Source organism: Bacillus sp. FSL R9-9492 (assembly GCF_038007365.1).
Classification (GTDB): domain Bacteria; phylum Bacillota; class Bacilli; order Bacillales; family Bacillaceae_G; genus Bacillus_A; species Bacillus_A mycoides.
Map to the genome: position 1 here is coordinate 4,640,877 of NZ_JBBOXC010000001.1, position 15,719 is coordinate 4,656,595.

The window sequence follows — 15,719 nt, forward strand, 5'->3', positions numbered from 1 at the left end:
TCACGTCCTTATTTCGCATCGTACCAAGTTGGACCGTAAGAATAATCAACTTTCAATGGAACGGCTAGTTCAATTGCATGCTCCATTACTTCAGGTACAAGCTTCTCTAATTTTTCAATTTCTTCTTTTGGTGCTTCAAATATCAATTCATCGTGTACTTGCAGAAGTAAGCGAGCTTGTAGACCTTCTTCTTCTAAGCGATCCGCCATAATAATCATCGCTTTTTTAATAATATCAGCCGCACTACCTTGAATTGGTGTATTCATAGCTGTACGCTCAGCAAAGCTACGTAAATTGAAATTACGACTCGTAATTTCCGGAATATAACGGCGACGATTTAATAATGTAACCACATATCCTTTTTGTTTCGCATCTTTTACGATTTCATCCATGTATTCTTGTACACCAGGGAAACTTTCTAAATACTTTTCAATAAATTCCGCTGCTGCTTTTCTTGTAATTCCTAAGTTTTGCGAAAGACCATAATCACTAATACCATACACAATTCCGAAGTTAACAGCTTTTGCTTGTCGTCTCATGTTAGATGTTACTTCATCTTTCCCAACACCAAATACATCCATAGCTGTTTTCGTATGAATATCCATGTCATGTTGGAACGCTTCAACTAACCCTGGATCATTTGCAATGTGAGCAAGCACACGAAGTTCGATTTGTGAATAATCAGCCGCGTACATGATCCATCCTTCTTCTGATGGAACGAATGCCTGACGAATCTTTCTTCCTTCTTCTAAGCGAATCGGGATATTTTGTAAGTTCGGATCTGTTGAACTTAATCGACCTGTTTGCGTTAACACTTGATTAAAACGAGTATGGATTTTAGATGAATCTTCATGTACAACTTTCAATAAACCTTCAATGTAAGTTGAATTTAGCTTTCCTAATTGACGGTAATGTAAAATATTTGGAATAATTTCATGACGATCCATAAGTTTATCTAACACATCCGCCGACGTAGAATAACCTGTTTTCGTCTTTTTAATAACTGGTAAGTTTAAATTCTCAAACAGAATAACCCCAAGTTGCTTCGGTGAATTAATATTAAATTCTGTTCCCGCAAGCTTATAAATTTCCTGTTCCATTTCCTTTAATCTACCTGCAAGTTCTTCTCCCATATTACGAAGACGCTCCGTATCAACTTTTACACCTTTCACTTCCATATCAGCTAATACACGTGCAAGTGGTAATTCTAATTCCGTAAATAATTCATATTGCTCGTTCTTTTTTAATTCTTCTAAGAACGTTTGCTTTACATCATATAATACATGCACTTTACGAGCTACATGCTCCGCTACTACCTCTAGCTCCGGAACAGCACGCTTCGCACCTTTCCCGTAAACTTCTTCGTCAGATTTTACGGCATGCGTTTCTTTCATTTTCGCTACAGTACGGAAATCTTTATCTGTATCGGCTGGATCAAGTAAATAAGCGGCAATTAATAAATCAAAGTCAATCCCTTGAATATCTACACCTTTCCACTTGAGAGCAACGATAGCACGCTTCGCATCAAATGTATGTTTTCTCATTTCTCCATTTGCAAGCCACTCTTTAAAAGCATCCGATTTAAGAGCAACATCGGCCGGAATGAAGTAACAACCATTTTCATTTTGAATACCAAAACCTTGAATATCGGCTTTATGATAATTATCTTCTTGCACTTCAACAATAAGCGCACTATCTTGCTGAAGCATTTCTTCTGCAACTTCTTCTACAATATCAAATGTAATATCATCTAATTCAGCTGGAGTCGTTTCCTCCGGCGTAACACCTAACTTATTTAAAAGGGATGTAAATCCTAAATTCTCGAACATTGGAATCAAATCGCTTGGTTCATACCCTTTATATTCCATATCATCTACATGCACAGTAATCGGTGCGTCTGTAATAATAGTCGCAAGTTCTTTACTCATAAGAGCTTGTTCTTTATTCGCTTCTAACTTTTCTTTTAATTTCTTTCCACTCACTTGATCTAAGTTTTCATATACTGCTTCTACCGTTTCAAATTGCGTTAATAATTTAATGGCTGTCTTCTCACCAACACCTGGTACACCTGGAATGTTATCCGATTGGTCTCCCATTAAACCTTTCATATCGATAATTTGCTTTGGTGATAAGCTATATTTCTCAAATAAAGCTTCTTTCGTATATTCATCTACTTCCGTAATCCCTTTGCGAGGAATACATACGAGTGTATTATCTGAAACAAGTTGCAGTAAATCTTTATCTCCTGAAATAACTTTAACATGAAACCCTTGCTCACTCGCTTCTTTCGCTAATGTTCCCATAATGTCATCCGCTTCATAATTTTCCAGCTCATAACGCGGTACATTGAATGCATCAAGCACCTCACGAATAAACGGGAATTGCTCTGATAACTCAGGTGGAGTCTTTTGACGCCCTCCCTTGTAATCACTATACGTTTTATGACGGAATGTTGTTTTCCCCGCATCAAACGCCACAAGCATATGCGTCGGTTTTTCTTCCTCTAGTATCCTCATTAACATCATTGTAAAACCATAAATTGCGTTCGTATGTATACCTTTGTCGTTATTTAAAAGCGGTAGTGCAAAGAAAGCACGATACGCGATATTATTACCATCTACTAATACGACTTTTTTTTCCAAACTACAAACCTCCCCATACATATTTGAAACGATTTTTTCCACAGAAAAAAACCGTTCCTGTCCTCTCTCTATATTAACATGACTAATAGAGAGAAGAAAAATAACGGTTTTTTTCTATCATATATAAACAGACTTACATTGGCATAAAGGGAAGTGACGAGAATAGCATAACTACTCTCGTCCAAAATTACTCCTTGGATGAAGGGGTTTTCATATATTATATTAACAGAGCTTTATTAATATTTAATTAAGCCATTGTTAATATATTGTAAATATCCTTCATCCTATTTTTCAGTAGCTGATTTTGGTAAAACAACTGTAAATGTTGTTCCTTCCCCAACCTCACTATCCACTGTAATCGTACCTTGATGCGCTTCAACTAAATGTTTTACAATTGATAAACCAAGACCCGTTCCACCCGTATTTCTACTTCTTGCTTTATCCACTCGGTAAAAGCGTTCAAAAATACGTGGGATTTCCTCTTTACTAATACCAATTCCAGTATCAGATACTTTTATATAAGCATTATATTTATCTTCTGCCAATTCAACAGAAACAACGCCTCCAGCCGGTGTATATACAATCGCGTTATTAATTAAATTAATAAAGATTTGTTTCAAGCGGCCTGGATCTCCAATAACGGAAACTCGTTTCAATGCATTCACTTGTAAAGAGATTTCTTTTTCTCCCGCTTTATTATCAAGCACCATATGAATATCTTCAAGAAGTTCCTTCATATCAACGGTCCCCATATTTAGTTTAAACCCTTGTTGCTCGATCTTTGACAAGTCTAATAAATCTTCAATTAATCCTTGCATGCGTTCACTTTCTTTTAAAATAATATGTAAGAAATGTTCGCAGAATTTTTTATTATCCATAGCCCCATCCAAGAGCGTTTCTGAAAAACCTTTAATAGAAGTAATTGGCGTCTTTAGTTCATGAGAAACATTCGCTAAAAAGTCTTTTCTCATTTGTTCTAATTTCTTTAACTCTGTTATGTCATGGAACACAAGAACAATACCTTTCCATTCATGGTTCGTCCCGATAATCGGCGCTCCATATACTTCAAAATGCTTTCGCTCAATTCCAAGCGGCAATAACATTTGTTTACGCACTTTCACTTCTGTCATAAAGATTTCTTCCACAAGCTCAATAATTTCTGTATGGTGAAATGATTCATAATATAAGCGATCTAAATATTCTTCATCTGTTACGTGGAAAGTTTCCTTATAAGAACGGTTTACAAGGTTTATATAACCGCGGCTATCAATTAAAATCATTCCACTTCCCATATTTTCAATTAACGTATGCAGACGATCCTGCTGCATTTCCTGCTCAAGAGTCATCTCTTGTAAATTACGAGCTAAAATATTAATCGCTTTACTCAGCATCCCTGTTTCATCCGAATGACTTTCATAAGCGCGTGCTTTATAATTTCCCTTCGCTAATTCAATGGCAACTTTCGTAACCGATTCAATCGGCCTAATATATTGCCCCGTAATTTTCATACCTAAAAATACGACTACGAGACAAGCGATAACAAATCCTATAATTAATAATCCCCACGTTTTTTGATGTACGTCTTTCAATGGCTCAATTGTACTTTTCACCAAAATATATCCTTGTTTTCCTGCTAGATCTTGAACGAACACCGCATGATAAAATTCATTCTTTTGATCTGTTTCTTGCGTAATCACTTTACTTCGTTGTTTTGCTGCTTCAGAAGAAAGTTCTTTAATCATCTCTTGATTAAATGCAGATGGTTGCCCTCCGCTATATTGAACTTTCTTTTTTTCATCAACAAATATAATAGAAGCTGGTATTTTTTCTTCTAACTTTTCAAATACATAAGGCTTTTTTAAAACAGCATCAAACCCTTGCTCTTCTGCTAATACCGCAACGTACTGTGTCTCTTTTATCATTCTCTCTTTAGCATGATCTATATAGTAGTTTTCAAATACAGTTTCTAATAATACACCTAGTCCAACTAAAATAAAAATGATAAGAGAAACAAATGTAAAAAGAAGCCTGGAACGAAACTTATTCATCCACTTTTGGCTCCTCTAATTTATAACCTAAACCACGTATCGTTTTAATGTACGTCGGTTTTTTCGTATTTTGTTCAATTTTATCGCGCAAATGGCTAATATGGACATCAACAATTCTTGTATCACCGGCAAAATCATAATTCCATACAGCACTTAATAATTGGTCACGAGTTAATACACGACTTTTATTTTTCGCAAGATAAACAAGTAACTCAAATTCTTTCGGTGTTAATTCCAGTTTCCTTCCTTGGAAGTACGCTTCATAAAACTCCGGTAAAATTTTAAGCTCTGCAATTTTGATGCTCTCTTCATCTGGCGATTCTGAAACTTGTTCTTCCTGCTGTAATTTCGTACGGCGCAAAATCGCCTTCACACGAGCAACAACTTCCCTTGGACTAAATGGCTTCGTCATATAATCATCAGCCCCAAGCTCAAGACCTAGCACCTTATCAAATTCATCATCTTTTGCTGTTAACATTAAAATCGGCGTCATAATACGCTGCAATCGTAATTCTTTACAAACTTCCATACCATCCATTTTTGGAAGCATTAAATCTAATATAATTAAATCTGGGCGTTCTGTAGTCGCTTTTTGAAGCGCCATTTCTCCATCCATTGCTGTAATAACTTCAAACCCAGCTTGTTGTAAATTAAATTCAATTAAAGTTAAGATAAATTCCTCATCATCAACTACTAAAATACGATTGTTCATTCTTTTCCTCCAAGTTATAGACTTGAAACCTTCTTCATCCTAGTATTTTCCCCGTTATTCTCATCATACTAGAAAACAAGGTCTCCCTCAATATAATTGTCTATTCATGGAGCTCGTTTGTACTAGAGTTTCGGAAAATAAAAGCAATCGTAACTTCATTCCCTCTATCCGGTCGCTATCCAAACTTTATAGATGAATCTATCTTTTTTAAACTCTTTTTCCGTATGAACTATAAACTCTCGATTTTGCGCTAGGAAAAACGAAAGAGCATACGCTATTTTATAATCTGGTGTTTCATATCCATCAAATACTTTCCCGTACATTTCATTTGCGATTGAATCGGCCCATACTTCAGCTTCTCTTATCGTTTCAAAGATAACGTCTTCTCTTTTCCACTTCATCTAAAAAAACCTCCCCCTTAATTGACTTCAATTACCAATAATCATATTGTTAATTTAAATATATAAATAAATTCGATAAAAGGGGGCTATTATGCGAATATTACTACCTATTTTAACTTTAGTAGTAACATGTTTCCTTACTTTTAACGTACCTAGCTGGGATACGATTAAAACAGGTTGTTCAGAATTTGCTGAAGGGTTCAAAGAAGGATTTTTCAACTAAAATAGCGCTAGCCCCTTATAAAAGGTATGCTAGCGCTATTCATATTTTCATATTTTAAAAATTATCTAATGCTTTTTCCATAATGGAAACAGATTTAAAAGGTGGTGTTACTGTTAATGAACCTTTTACAACAGTTTCTCCTTTTTCATCATGAGCAAATACAATCATATCAATTGTATGTTCCTCCTCTGAAACAGCCACAACTTCAAAGTGGATTTGTAACGTTTCATAATGGTGAACATGTTTCACGAACGTAAGGTCCTTCCTAGTAATATGACTACCTGGACCTGGTAAATATTTCGTAACCGCCGTTGTAATCAGCCCCGTTAGCATAATGCTTGGGACAATCGGCTTTTCATACGGAGTTTGGGATGCGTAATCATGCTGAATATATAATGGATTGGCATCATTCGTTAACCCTAAGTACAATAACAAATCTTTATCCTCAATTTTTTCAGTGATAGATAATTTCTCTCCTACTGTAATTTCATCCATTCTACGACCAATTTGAACTTTTTTCTTTAACATGTTACAACCCCCTCCGATTTTTTCACCTTATTATCCTACTAAAAGCGATACCTTATCCGAAATTTACTGTGATGAGGGCAATGTATAGTATAAGTCTATAGTTTCATTATAGGATACACCAAATGATAGCGTTTTCATATTATTTCAAAAAAACATTTCAATATATAGTAGAAAAAGATTCGGGGCCCCGAATCTTTTTCCACTTATATTTAATTATTAAACAAGAACTTTCATAACGTTACGTACAGATTCTACAGAGCGATCTAACGCTTCTTTCTCATCTGCAAGAAGTTCTAATTCAATAATTTTTTCAATTCCGTTACCACCTAGAATTACTGGTACCCCTAAGTAAAGGTCACTATAACCATATTCACCTTCAAGGTACGCAATAGCTGGTAATACACGGCGTTGATCTTTCAAGATCGCTTCTGTCATTTCAACTAAAGAAGCTGCTGGCGCATAATATGCACTACCGTTTCCTAATAAGCCTACAATCTCACCGCCACCTTTACGTGTACGTTCTACGATTGCTTCTAAACGCTCTTTTGGAATTAATGTTTCTAACGGAATGCCACCTGCATAGGAATAGCGTACAAGAGGTACCATATCGTCACCATGTCCACCAAGAACAAATCCTGTAATGTCTTTCACAGAAAGGTTTAACTCTTGTGAAATAAATGTACGGAAACGAGCTGTATCTAATACGCCCGATTGACCGATAACACGCTCTTTCGGGAATCCCGCTTCTTTAAATACAGAATATGTCATTGCATCAACTGGATTTGTTAATACAAGAATAATCGCATTTGGTGAATGTTTTGCAATGTCGCGCGTAATACTTTTCATAATTTTAGAGTTTGTTGCTACTAAGTCATCACGGCTCATACCAGGCTTACGCGCAATACCTGCTGTAATAACGACAACGTCAGAATCAGCAGTATCTGCGTAATCAGATGTACCAATAATGTTAGCATCAAAACCTTGTACTGGGCTCGCTTCTAACATATCTAACGCTTTCCCTTTTGTTGGATTTTCCAGCTGTGGAATGTCCACTAATACAACATCTGCAAGTTCTTTTTGTGCTAATAAGAATGCTGTTGTTGCTCCTGTAAATCCTGCACCGATGACTGAAACTTTCTTGCGTTTGATTGTCATAATTTACCCCCCGCTTTAATTATGCGTTTTTGATTATCGCTACATCCATGTTTTTAATAAGTTCATTAGCGAACTCAGAACATTTCACTTCTGTTGCACCTTCCATTAAGCGTGCGAAATCATAAGTTACTACTTTTGATTCAATTGTTTTCTCAACTGAATCAGTTACTAAATTCGCAGCTTCGTTCCATCCTAAGTGCTCTAATAATAATACACCAGAAAGAAGAACTGAAGATGGGTTTACTTTATCTAAACCTGCATATTTTGGAGCTGTACCATGTGTAGCTTCAAAGATAGCATGTCCAGTCACATAGTTAATGTTTGCACCAGGTGCAATACCAATTCCACCTACTTGTGCAGCAAGTGCATCAGAGATGTAGTCTCCGTTTAAGTTCATTGTTGCAACAACATCAAACTCACGTGGACGAGTTAAAATTTGTTGTAAGAAGATGTCTGCAATAGAATCTTTTACGATGATTTTCCCAGCCACTTCTGCGTCTGCCATCGCTTTATTCGCTGCATCTTTTCCATCTTTTTCAACAATGCGATCATATTCAGCCCAAGTAAATACTTTGTCGCCGAATTCTTGTTCAGCTACTTCGTAACCCCAGTTTTTGAAAGCACCTTCTGTAAATTTCATAATGTTTCCTTTATGAACTAATGTAACAGAAGAGCGTTTTTCGTTAATTGCATATTGAATTGCAGCGCGAACAAGACGCTTTGTCCCTTCCTCTGAAATTGGTTTAATACCAATCCCTGATGTTTCTGGGAAGCGGATTTTATTAACACCCATTGCTTCTTTTAAGAAAGCAAGAACTTTTTCTGCTTCTGGAGAACCTTGTGCATATTCAATTCCAGCGTAAATGTCTTCTGTATTTTCACGGAAAATAACCATATCAGTATCTTCCGGACGTTTTACAGGTGAAGGAACACCTTCAAAGTAACGAACTGGACGTAGACATACATATAAATCTAATTCTTGACGAAGCGCAACGTTTAGAGAACGAATACCACCACCAACTGGAGTTGTAAGTGGACCTTTAATTGCGATTAAATATTCACGAATTAAATTTAAAGTCTCTTCTGGTAACCACTCGCCTGTTTGGTTGAATGCTTTTTCCCCTGCAAGCACTTCTTTCCAAACGATTTTCTTCTCACCATCATAAGCTTTTTCAACTGCTGCTTCTATTACGCGAGATGCTGCAGCCCAAATATCAGGACCAATTCCATCTCCTTCGATAAATGGAATAATCGGATTGTTTGGTACATTCATAACACCATTAGTTACAGTAATTTTTTCACCTGTCGTCAATGTGATAACCCCCATGTTTGAAATTTCATATGTATGAAACTGAGGGAATAACCCCTCAGTTCAAACCGTTAGTCAAATTTAAATATTCTAATCATTACATCTTCCCAAAAAAATCAGACTTTTGAAAGCGTATTTTCACTATCAAAATAGTGTTTTTCGCTTATCGTTGCGCTAGCGGAACGTACACTTGATGTGTCGGTCCATCATAATCAGCACGCGGACGGATTAAACGGTTGTTTTCATATTGTTCTAGAATATGAGCTAACCAGCCTGACATACGGCTAATTGCAAAGATAGGTGTAAATAAGTCATGGTCAATTCCTAAACAATGGTATACAGAAGCTGAATAGAAATCAACATTTGGTGGAAGACCTTTTTCTTTTGTTACAATGTCTTCAATTTTGATAGACATATTATACCATTTGTCTTCTCCTAAAAGCACGCATAATCTCTTAGACATTTCGCGTAAGTGTTTCGCGCGTGGATCACCATGCTCATATACGCGATGACCAAATCCCATAATTTTCACTTTATTTTGAAGAGCATTATGAATATATGATTCTACATTTTCTTCTTCGCCAATTTCAGTTAACATCTTCATTACATTTTCATTTGCCCCGCCGTGAAGAGGACCTTTTAATGCACCGATTGCTGCTGTAATACCAGAATACACATCTGAAAGTGTAGCTACGCAAACACGTGCAGTAAATGTAGAAGCGTTTAACTCATGATCGGCATGAAGTACAAGTGCCTTATCAAAAGCCTCAATTTCAACTTCATTTGGCTCACGATCATTTAACATGTACAAGAAGTTTGCAGCTAATGATAGATCTTTTCTTGGCTCAACAACATCTAACCCTTTACGAATTCTTGCATAAGCCGCAATTAAAGTTCCGACTTGAGCCTGTAATTTAACCGCTTTCAAATAATTAGACTTTCCATCCATTATTTCAGCGCTCTCATCATATAATGATAGCATGGAAATCGCAGTTCGTAAAACCGACATCGGGTGCGCGATTTTTAAATCTACTTGTTTCAAATATGTTAAAATCTCACCTGGTACTTTATAGTATTCAGATACTGTTCCACTAAATTCCGCTAGTTCTTTTTCATTAGGAAGCTTGCGGTGCCATAATAAGTACACTACTTCTTCGAACGTAGCATTCTCAGCTAAATCATCAATATTATACCCAACATAAGTTAATGTATCATCAATAATAGAGCTCACAGATGATGTTGTTGCTACTACCCCTTCTAAACCTCGAATAACAGTCATGACATTCTCTCCTTTTCCTGAAAATTCTCCCAACCTTGCTCCTTATATCTATTTGCTCCCCTTATAAATTATGAACGCTCGTTCACTCTTTAGGCAAGCAAAATGCACGTTCATGCAAATTTATTGCGATGTTCCCCTCTTATTGTCCATTACTTACATGGAAAGCATGAGCGTGAATGTCTCCCCGAATCCTCACGCTCAGAACAACAAGTTAGTGAGGAAAATAAATTCCGAAGAGTTTATGATAAAAACAACATAAAACAATATCATTATAAAATTGTTTTATGTTGTTTTTATTTTATCTGGTGTAAAGTCTCTGCTGTTATGTAACTTTTCAAAGTTTCTAATCCTATTATAAACAATTATCTGACTTTTGTGAACAGAAAGAATTCAAAAATTTTATATTACTATAAAATTCCTTATTTAAACATCTGTATAATACTCATAACTGCGTAGGCAATTCCAGCCCCAATTAATGGACCTACAGCGACTCCATTAAATAAAGCTACAGCTATAATTGTCCCAAAAACAAGTGCGGTTGTAATATGTGGGTCCGTCGTCAATAATTGTACGCCGCCTTTCGCTAACAAAGCGACCGCCACACCTGAGGCTAAAGCAATCCATGCATAATACGATTTCGCTGCTTCTCCGAGTTGTTTAAAGCCTATTTCCCCTGTCGCAATCGGTACGAGCACTGCTATTGTAATGACTGTTACACCAAGGTTAATCCCTTTCGTTTGTAGATAAGGAAAGACTTTATCTCCTAAAAACGTAAATTTCAATAAGAATAACACTCCAATAGCTACAGTAAGCGATTGGTTTTTAGCAATAAGTCCTATAATAAGTAGTATGAATAAAAATAACGTTGACTGACTAATCATGTTTGCACTTCCTTTCTGAAAATAATGAACTCGCTTCTAAACAAAAATACCTTTAAACCTATCGTTATACATGCTATATCGATGTATATGCAACAATAACCACTTCATTTTTTTCATATTTTAAAATGACAAACTGAAACTCTAACCATCAAAAATTTAAGTATGTATACATTTTTAAAAACGGTCGTCTCTCCTTTCTTTTCTATTAAGAAACAGGTAAAATAAAAAGAAGAGAAAATGAAGTTTTTACCATATAGTAGAAGCATCAACACTAAGCTTTTCCGGTCACTCATATATTGAAAAAGCAGGAAAAATCCATCATTCCACTATAACATAAAGTGAAACTTTGATCAGTGGGGCACTTTCCACTGATTATTAGTTGAACCAATCGGGCATTTACGGGCAGTTTATCTCCATCTAACTCCTTTGATCCAGCTGCACTTCGGGTAGGAGATTTACTGCCCGTTAATGCGGGGTAAAGTGAAACTTTGATCAGTGAATCTCACTAGTTATAAGTTGAACGAATTAGGATAATCCAAATTGGAATGGGAGGTATACATCTTTGAACCGAAACTTACTATATATGATATTACGACTCATGTTTGTCATTGTAGCAACGGTAGTTGGGTTCTATGCATTGCTGTACATGTCAGGCCTTATCTACCCTTTTATTATCGCTTTTGCATTCGCTTATTTGATTAATCCTGTCGTCAATTTCCTTAATCAAAAACTACAATTCCCTCGCGCATTAGCGGTACTCGTTAGCTTAATTCTCGTATTCGGAGCTATCGTTGGACTTGTTACATACCTTGTAACTGAAGCAATATCTGCCACAACGTACTTACTACAAATTGTTACAGTTAAGTTTCCAGATATCGTTGCATTCGCCCAACAATTTGCACTTAATCATATTATGCCTCTCTATGATGATTTAATCTCTAAATTTAATCATCTCGGAGAACCACAGCGATACACTATTACACAAAACATTCAAAACTTAGGCACCGAAGCAACGACACAAATGAAAGAACTTTTAACCGCCATTATAAGTGGGTTAACAAATTTCATTAGTGCATTACCAACAACTTTAACTGTCCTTGTCTTCGTCTTATTAGCCACCTTCTTCATTAGTTACGATTGGCACCGTCTTGCTCATAAAGTAAGAAAACTTCTACCTAATCGTTTGCATGGATACGGAAAAACTATTTTTGTCGATTTAAGAAAAGCTTTGTTTGGTTTTGTTAAAGCGCAACTTACACTCGTATCTATGACAACTATCATTGTACTAATCGGCCTTTTAATATTACGCGTGCCATACGCAATTACTATCGCGATTATTACAGGGGTTGTCGATTTACTCCCGTATTTAGGAACTGGAGCCGTCTTCGTTCCTTGGGTTATATACGTATTTTTCACAGGCGATACTGCATTCGCCATCGGTCTTCTCATCCTATACATCGTCGTGATTGTCCAAAGACAAATCATGGAGCCAAAAGTACTTTCATCTAATATTGGACTAGATCCATTAGCGACACTCATCGCTCTATTTGTCGGCTTTAAGCTCTTTGGTTTTTTAGGATTAATCATCGGTCCAGTCATATTAGTACTACTTAATACATTACACAAAGCTCATGTATTCCACGACTTATGGAAATTCATTAAGGGTTCACCATCAAAATAATATTTCCTAATTCATACACAATAAAAAATCAACTGTAATCAGTGGGAATTTCCCACTGATTATTCACTGTACTTTTTTGTACTACCTACATCTACAAGAGAATTTCCTAAAAAAGGATAATCCTCTTATTTTTTTGCATAAAAACGCATATTTTAGGACAAAAATACATTTTTATTCTATATACTTTATAATTATTACTTGCATTTATTACTTTTTATGTAAATGAATAAATATACAAAACAAGGCAGATGAACCCTTTAATCAGTAATTTTTCTTTTCCTGTCTAACTTCTGCTCACTAGTCGAATCTTACTACAAGCAAAAAACATCATCCTAACGTAACACTTTTCATTCACAAGAACCCTCTGCATCCTATCGTTTAATAACTAACAAAAATCCAACCCGATCAGGAAGCTAACAATTGACTATAAGTGGCAAATAAAAAAATAACGCGTAGATCGCTATAATCTACGCGTTATTTCTGAACAATAATAGTAGTTCTCTTTCTAAATTTCCAATCAATCCACTTCATAACAGCCGGCTTCAATAAAGCCCTCGTTATAGGAACAACAAAGATAAAACCTATTATATCCGTCACATATCCAGGCAGTACTAAAAGAATACCTCCTACGAATATAAAAATACCATCTAGAACCGCATCACCCGGCATTTCTCCTCTGTTTAGCCTAAATTGAATCTCTCTAAGTACTTTAAACCCTTGTCGTTTCGCCAAATACACACCCACAATACCCGTAAATACAATCATAGCGAACGTAGACCATAAACCTATTACATGACTCGACCCTATTAACACCGTAATCTCAATCGCCGGCACTAAAATAAGTAAGAACAGTAACCACTTCATAGCTCACACTCCTTCATATTTCATTTAAAAGGTTTGAAAGTATTACCCTTACAAAACCTTTATAATCCCCTTAAAATGCTCATACAAGCTTCACAAGGGACAAACAACCCTCTCCCACTAAACGTTATAATAAACGTTTTTCAAAGCGATTTCAGGTATTTAAAGCTATCTCTATCCTTTTTTGTGTAAAAAAAAGAGAAGGACTCCGATCCTTCTCTCCGTATTACTTCTTATAGCACTTCCGCATGTCCATTATAAACAATTCCGCGTGCTGCATCAACTGTTACTTCTTGGCCATTTTTTAAAGTTGTTGTTACGCCGTTTACACCAACGATAACAGGAATACCGATTGATACACCTACAACAGCTGCATGGCTTGTTAGACCGCCTTCTTCTACAACTAGAGCAGCAGCTTTTTCAATTGCAGGAATCATATCTTTATCTGTGCTTGTTGTAACAAGGATATCACCTTTGTTTACGTTCGCTACAGCTTCAGCAGCTGTTTTCGCTACAACTACTTTACCTTTTGCAGATTTACGACCGATTCCTTGCCCTTTAGCAACTTTTTCACCAACAACGTGGATTTTCATTAAGTTTGTTGTACCAGTTTCAGCAACTGGAACACCAGCAGTGATTACTACAGTATCTCCAAGTCCGATTAGACCCGCATCCATACCTGTTTGAATTGCTGTATCTAACATTTCGTCAGTAGAAGCTGCACGTTTCTCAGACATAAATGCTTGAACACCCCAAACAAGTGCAAGACGACGTCCTACTTGCTCGTCAGATGTTACAGCTACGATTGGAGATTTCGGACGGTATTTAGAGATCATTTTCGCAGTATGTCCACTTTCTGTTGGAGCTACGATTGCAGCTACATCAAGAGCAAGTGCTGTGTGCGCAACAGATTGGCTAATTGCATCTGTAATTGTTGGCGTGAACTCTTTAATACGTTTTTTGAACATATCTTCATATTGTAATGATTTTTCAACACGTACCGCAATGTTAGCCATCATCGTTACAGCTTCTACAGGGTATTGACCCGCAGCAGTTTCACCTGAAAGCATGATTGCATCTGTTCCATCGAAGATTGCGTTTGCTACGTCACTTGCTTCCGCACGAGTTGGACGTGGGTTACGTTGCATAGAATCTAACATTTGTGTTGCAGTAATAACTGGTTTGCCTAATACGTTACATTTTTTGATTAGACGTTTTTGTACTAATGGTACTTCTTCTGGTGGAATTTCTACACCCATATCACCACGAGCAACCATTAAACCGTCAGAAACTTCTAAGATTGAATCGATGTTGTCGATACCTTCTTGGTTTTCGATTTTTGGTACGATTTGGATGTATTGAGCGTTATGCCCTTCTAATAATTCACGAATTTCTAATACATCAGATGCTTTACGTACGAAAGATGCTGCGATGAAATCAACTTTTTGCTCGATACCGAAAACGATATCTTGCACGTCTTTTTCAGTGATACCTGGAAGCTTAATGCTTACATTTGGTACGTTAACACCTTTTTTATTTTTTACAGTTCCGCTGTTTAATACTTTTGTACGGATGTTTCCGTCAGCTTTCTCGATTACTTCTAGTTCGATAAGACCGTCATCGATTAGAATACGAGAGCCTGGATCAACATCATCATAAAGACCAGCATAAGATACAGAGAACTTCTCTGCAGTTCCTAATACTTGTTCAGTAGAAAGAATTACTTCTGCACCTGTTACAAGCTCAGCTTGTCCGTCTACGAAGTCATGTGTACGGATTTCTGGACCTTTTGTATCAAGTAAGATACCAACTGTTTTACCAGTTTTCTTTGAAGCTTCACGAATATTTTTAATACGAGCTCCATGCTCTTCATGGCTACCATGAGAGAAGTTTAAACGAGCAACGTTCATACCCGCTTCCATTAATTGCTCTAATTTCTCAATACTTTCACTAGCAGGACCTATAGTACATACAATTTTAGTTTTACGCATATTGCACC

Annotated in this window: 13 protein-coding genes; 2 read left to right on the forward strand and 11 right to left on the reverse strand. The window is 36.4% G+C overall.

Annotation, left to right across the window (positions count from 1 at the left end):
- Positions 1 to 8 precede the first annotated feature (8 nt).
- The 4 genes from polA to MKY70_RS23825 form a co-directional block, all read right to left on the reverse strand.
- The gene (gene polA / locus MKY70_RS23810; protein ID WP_341025845.1) at positions 9 to 2,642 is read right to left on the reverse strand and encodes a DNA polymerase I; all 2,634 of its coding nucleotides are present in this window, start codon (positions 2,640 to 2,642) and stop codon (positions 9 to 11) included.
- A gap of 284 nt (positions 2,643 to 2,926) precedes the next feature.
- Positions 2,927 to 4,690, reverse strand: coding sequence for a sensory box histidine kinase PhoR (gene phoR, locus MKY70_RS23815; RefSeq protein ID WP_088034056.1), 1,764 nt, complete (start codon positions 4,688 to 4,690; stop codon positions 2,927 to 2,929).
- Positions 4,683 to 5,402, reverse strand: a complete 720-nt coding sequence (phoP, locus tag MKY70_RS23820) for a two-component system response regulator PhoP (protein WP_002015484.1) — start codon at positions 5,400 to 5,402, stop codon at positions 4,683 to 4,685. Before phoP ends, phoR begins: the two co-directional genes overlap by 8 nt.
- Positions 5,403 to 5,566: 164 nt before the next feature.
- Entirely contained in the window at positions 5,567 to 5,803 is a 237-nt protein-coding gene (locus MKY70_RS23825) for a hypothetical protein (protein ID WP_061673942.1), read from the reverse strand.
- A gap of 91 nt (positions 5,804 to 5,894) precedes the next feature.
- On the opposite strand from MKY70_RS23825, the gene MKY70_RS23830 reads away from it, so the two are divergent.
- Positions 5,895 to 6,026 (forward strand): hypothetical protein, encoded by a 132-nt coding sequence (locus tag MKY70_RS23830; protein WP_002015487.1) that lies wholly within the window; start codon positions 5,895 to 5,897, stop codon positions 6,024 to 6,026.
- A 54-nt stretch (positions 6,027 to 6,080) separates the two neighbouring features.
- Here MKY70_RS23830 and MKY70_RS23835 read toward each other — a convergent pair whose 3' ends face one another.
- The 5 genes from MKY70_RS23835 to MKY70_RS23855 all read right to left on the reverse strand — a co-directional run bounded on the left by MKY70_RS23835 (position 6,081) and on the right by MKY70_RS23855 (position 11,178).
- Entirely contained in the window at positions 6,081 to 6,554 is a 474-nt protein-coding gene (locus MKY70_RS23835; RefSeq protein ID WP_002143344.1) for a MaoC family dehydratase, read from the reverse strand.
- 216 nt (positions 6,555 to 6,770) lie between these two features.
- Positions 6,771 to 7,709, reverse strand: a complete 939-nt coding sequence (mdh, locus tag MKY70_RS23840; protein WP_002034284.1) for a malate dehydrogenase — start codon at positions 7,707 to 7,709, stop codon at positions 6,771 to 6,773.
- A 19-nt stretch (positions 7,710 to 7,728) separates the two neighbouring features.
- Entirely contained in the window at positions 7,729 to 9,021 is a 1,293-nt protein-coding gene (gene icd, locus MKY70_RS23845) for an NADP-dependent isocitrate dehydrogenase (protein WP_002088934.1), read from the reverse strand.
- 160 nt (positions 9,022 to 9,181) lie between these two features.
- Positions 9,182 to 10,330 (reverse strand): citrate synthase, encoded by a 1,149-nt coding sequence (gene citZ / locus MKY70_RS23850; protein ID WP_002015492.1) that lies wholly within the window; start codon positions 10,328 to 10,330, stop codon positions 9,182 to 9,184.
- A gap of 386 nt (positions 10,331 to 10,716) precedes the next feature.
- Complete coding sequence (locus MKY70_RS23855; RefSeq protein WP_000625507.1) at positions 10,717 to 11,178, reverse strand: DUF441 domain-containing protein; 462 nt, start codon at positions 11,176 to 11,178, stop codon at positions 10,717 to 10,719.
- 562 nt (positions 11,179 to 11,740) lie between these two features.
- Between MKY70_RS23855 and ytvI the strand changes: the two genes are divergently transcribed.
- Positions 11,741 to 12,859 (forward strand): sporulation integral membrane protein YtvI, encoded by a 1,119-nt coding sequence (ytvI, locus tag MKY70_RS23860; RefSeq protein ID WP_002143350.1) that lies wholly within the window; start codon positions 11,741 to 11,743, stop codon positions 12,857 to 12,859.
- A gap of 474 nt (positions 12,860 to 13,333) precedes the next feature.
- Here the strand turns inward: ytvI and MKY70_RS23865 are convergent, their stop codons facing one another.
- Both MKY70_RS23865 and pyk read right to left on the reverse strand, forming a co-directional pair.
- A complete protein-coding gene (locus tag MKY70_RS23865; protein ID WP_002088939.1) occupies positions 13,334 to 13,723 on the reverse strand; it encodes an FxsA family protein in 390 nt (129 codons plus the stop codon).
- A 230-nt stretch (positions 13,724 to 13,953) separates the two neighbouring features.
- The gene (pyk, locus tag MKY70_RS23870) at positions 13,954 to 15,711 is read right to left on the reverse strand and encodes a pyruvate kinase (protein ID WP_002015497.1); all 1,758 of its coding nucleotides are present in this window, start codon (positions 15,709 to 15,711) and stop codon (positions 13,954 to 13,956) included.
- Positions 15,712 to 15,719: the final 8 nt, after the last annotated feature.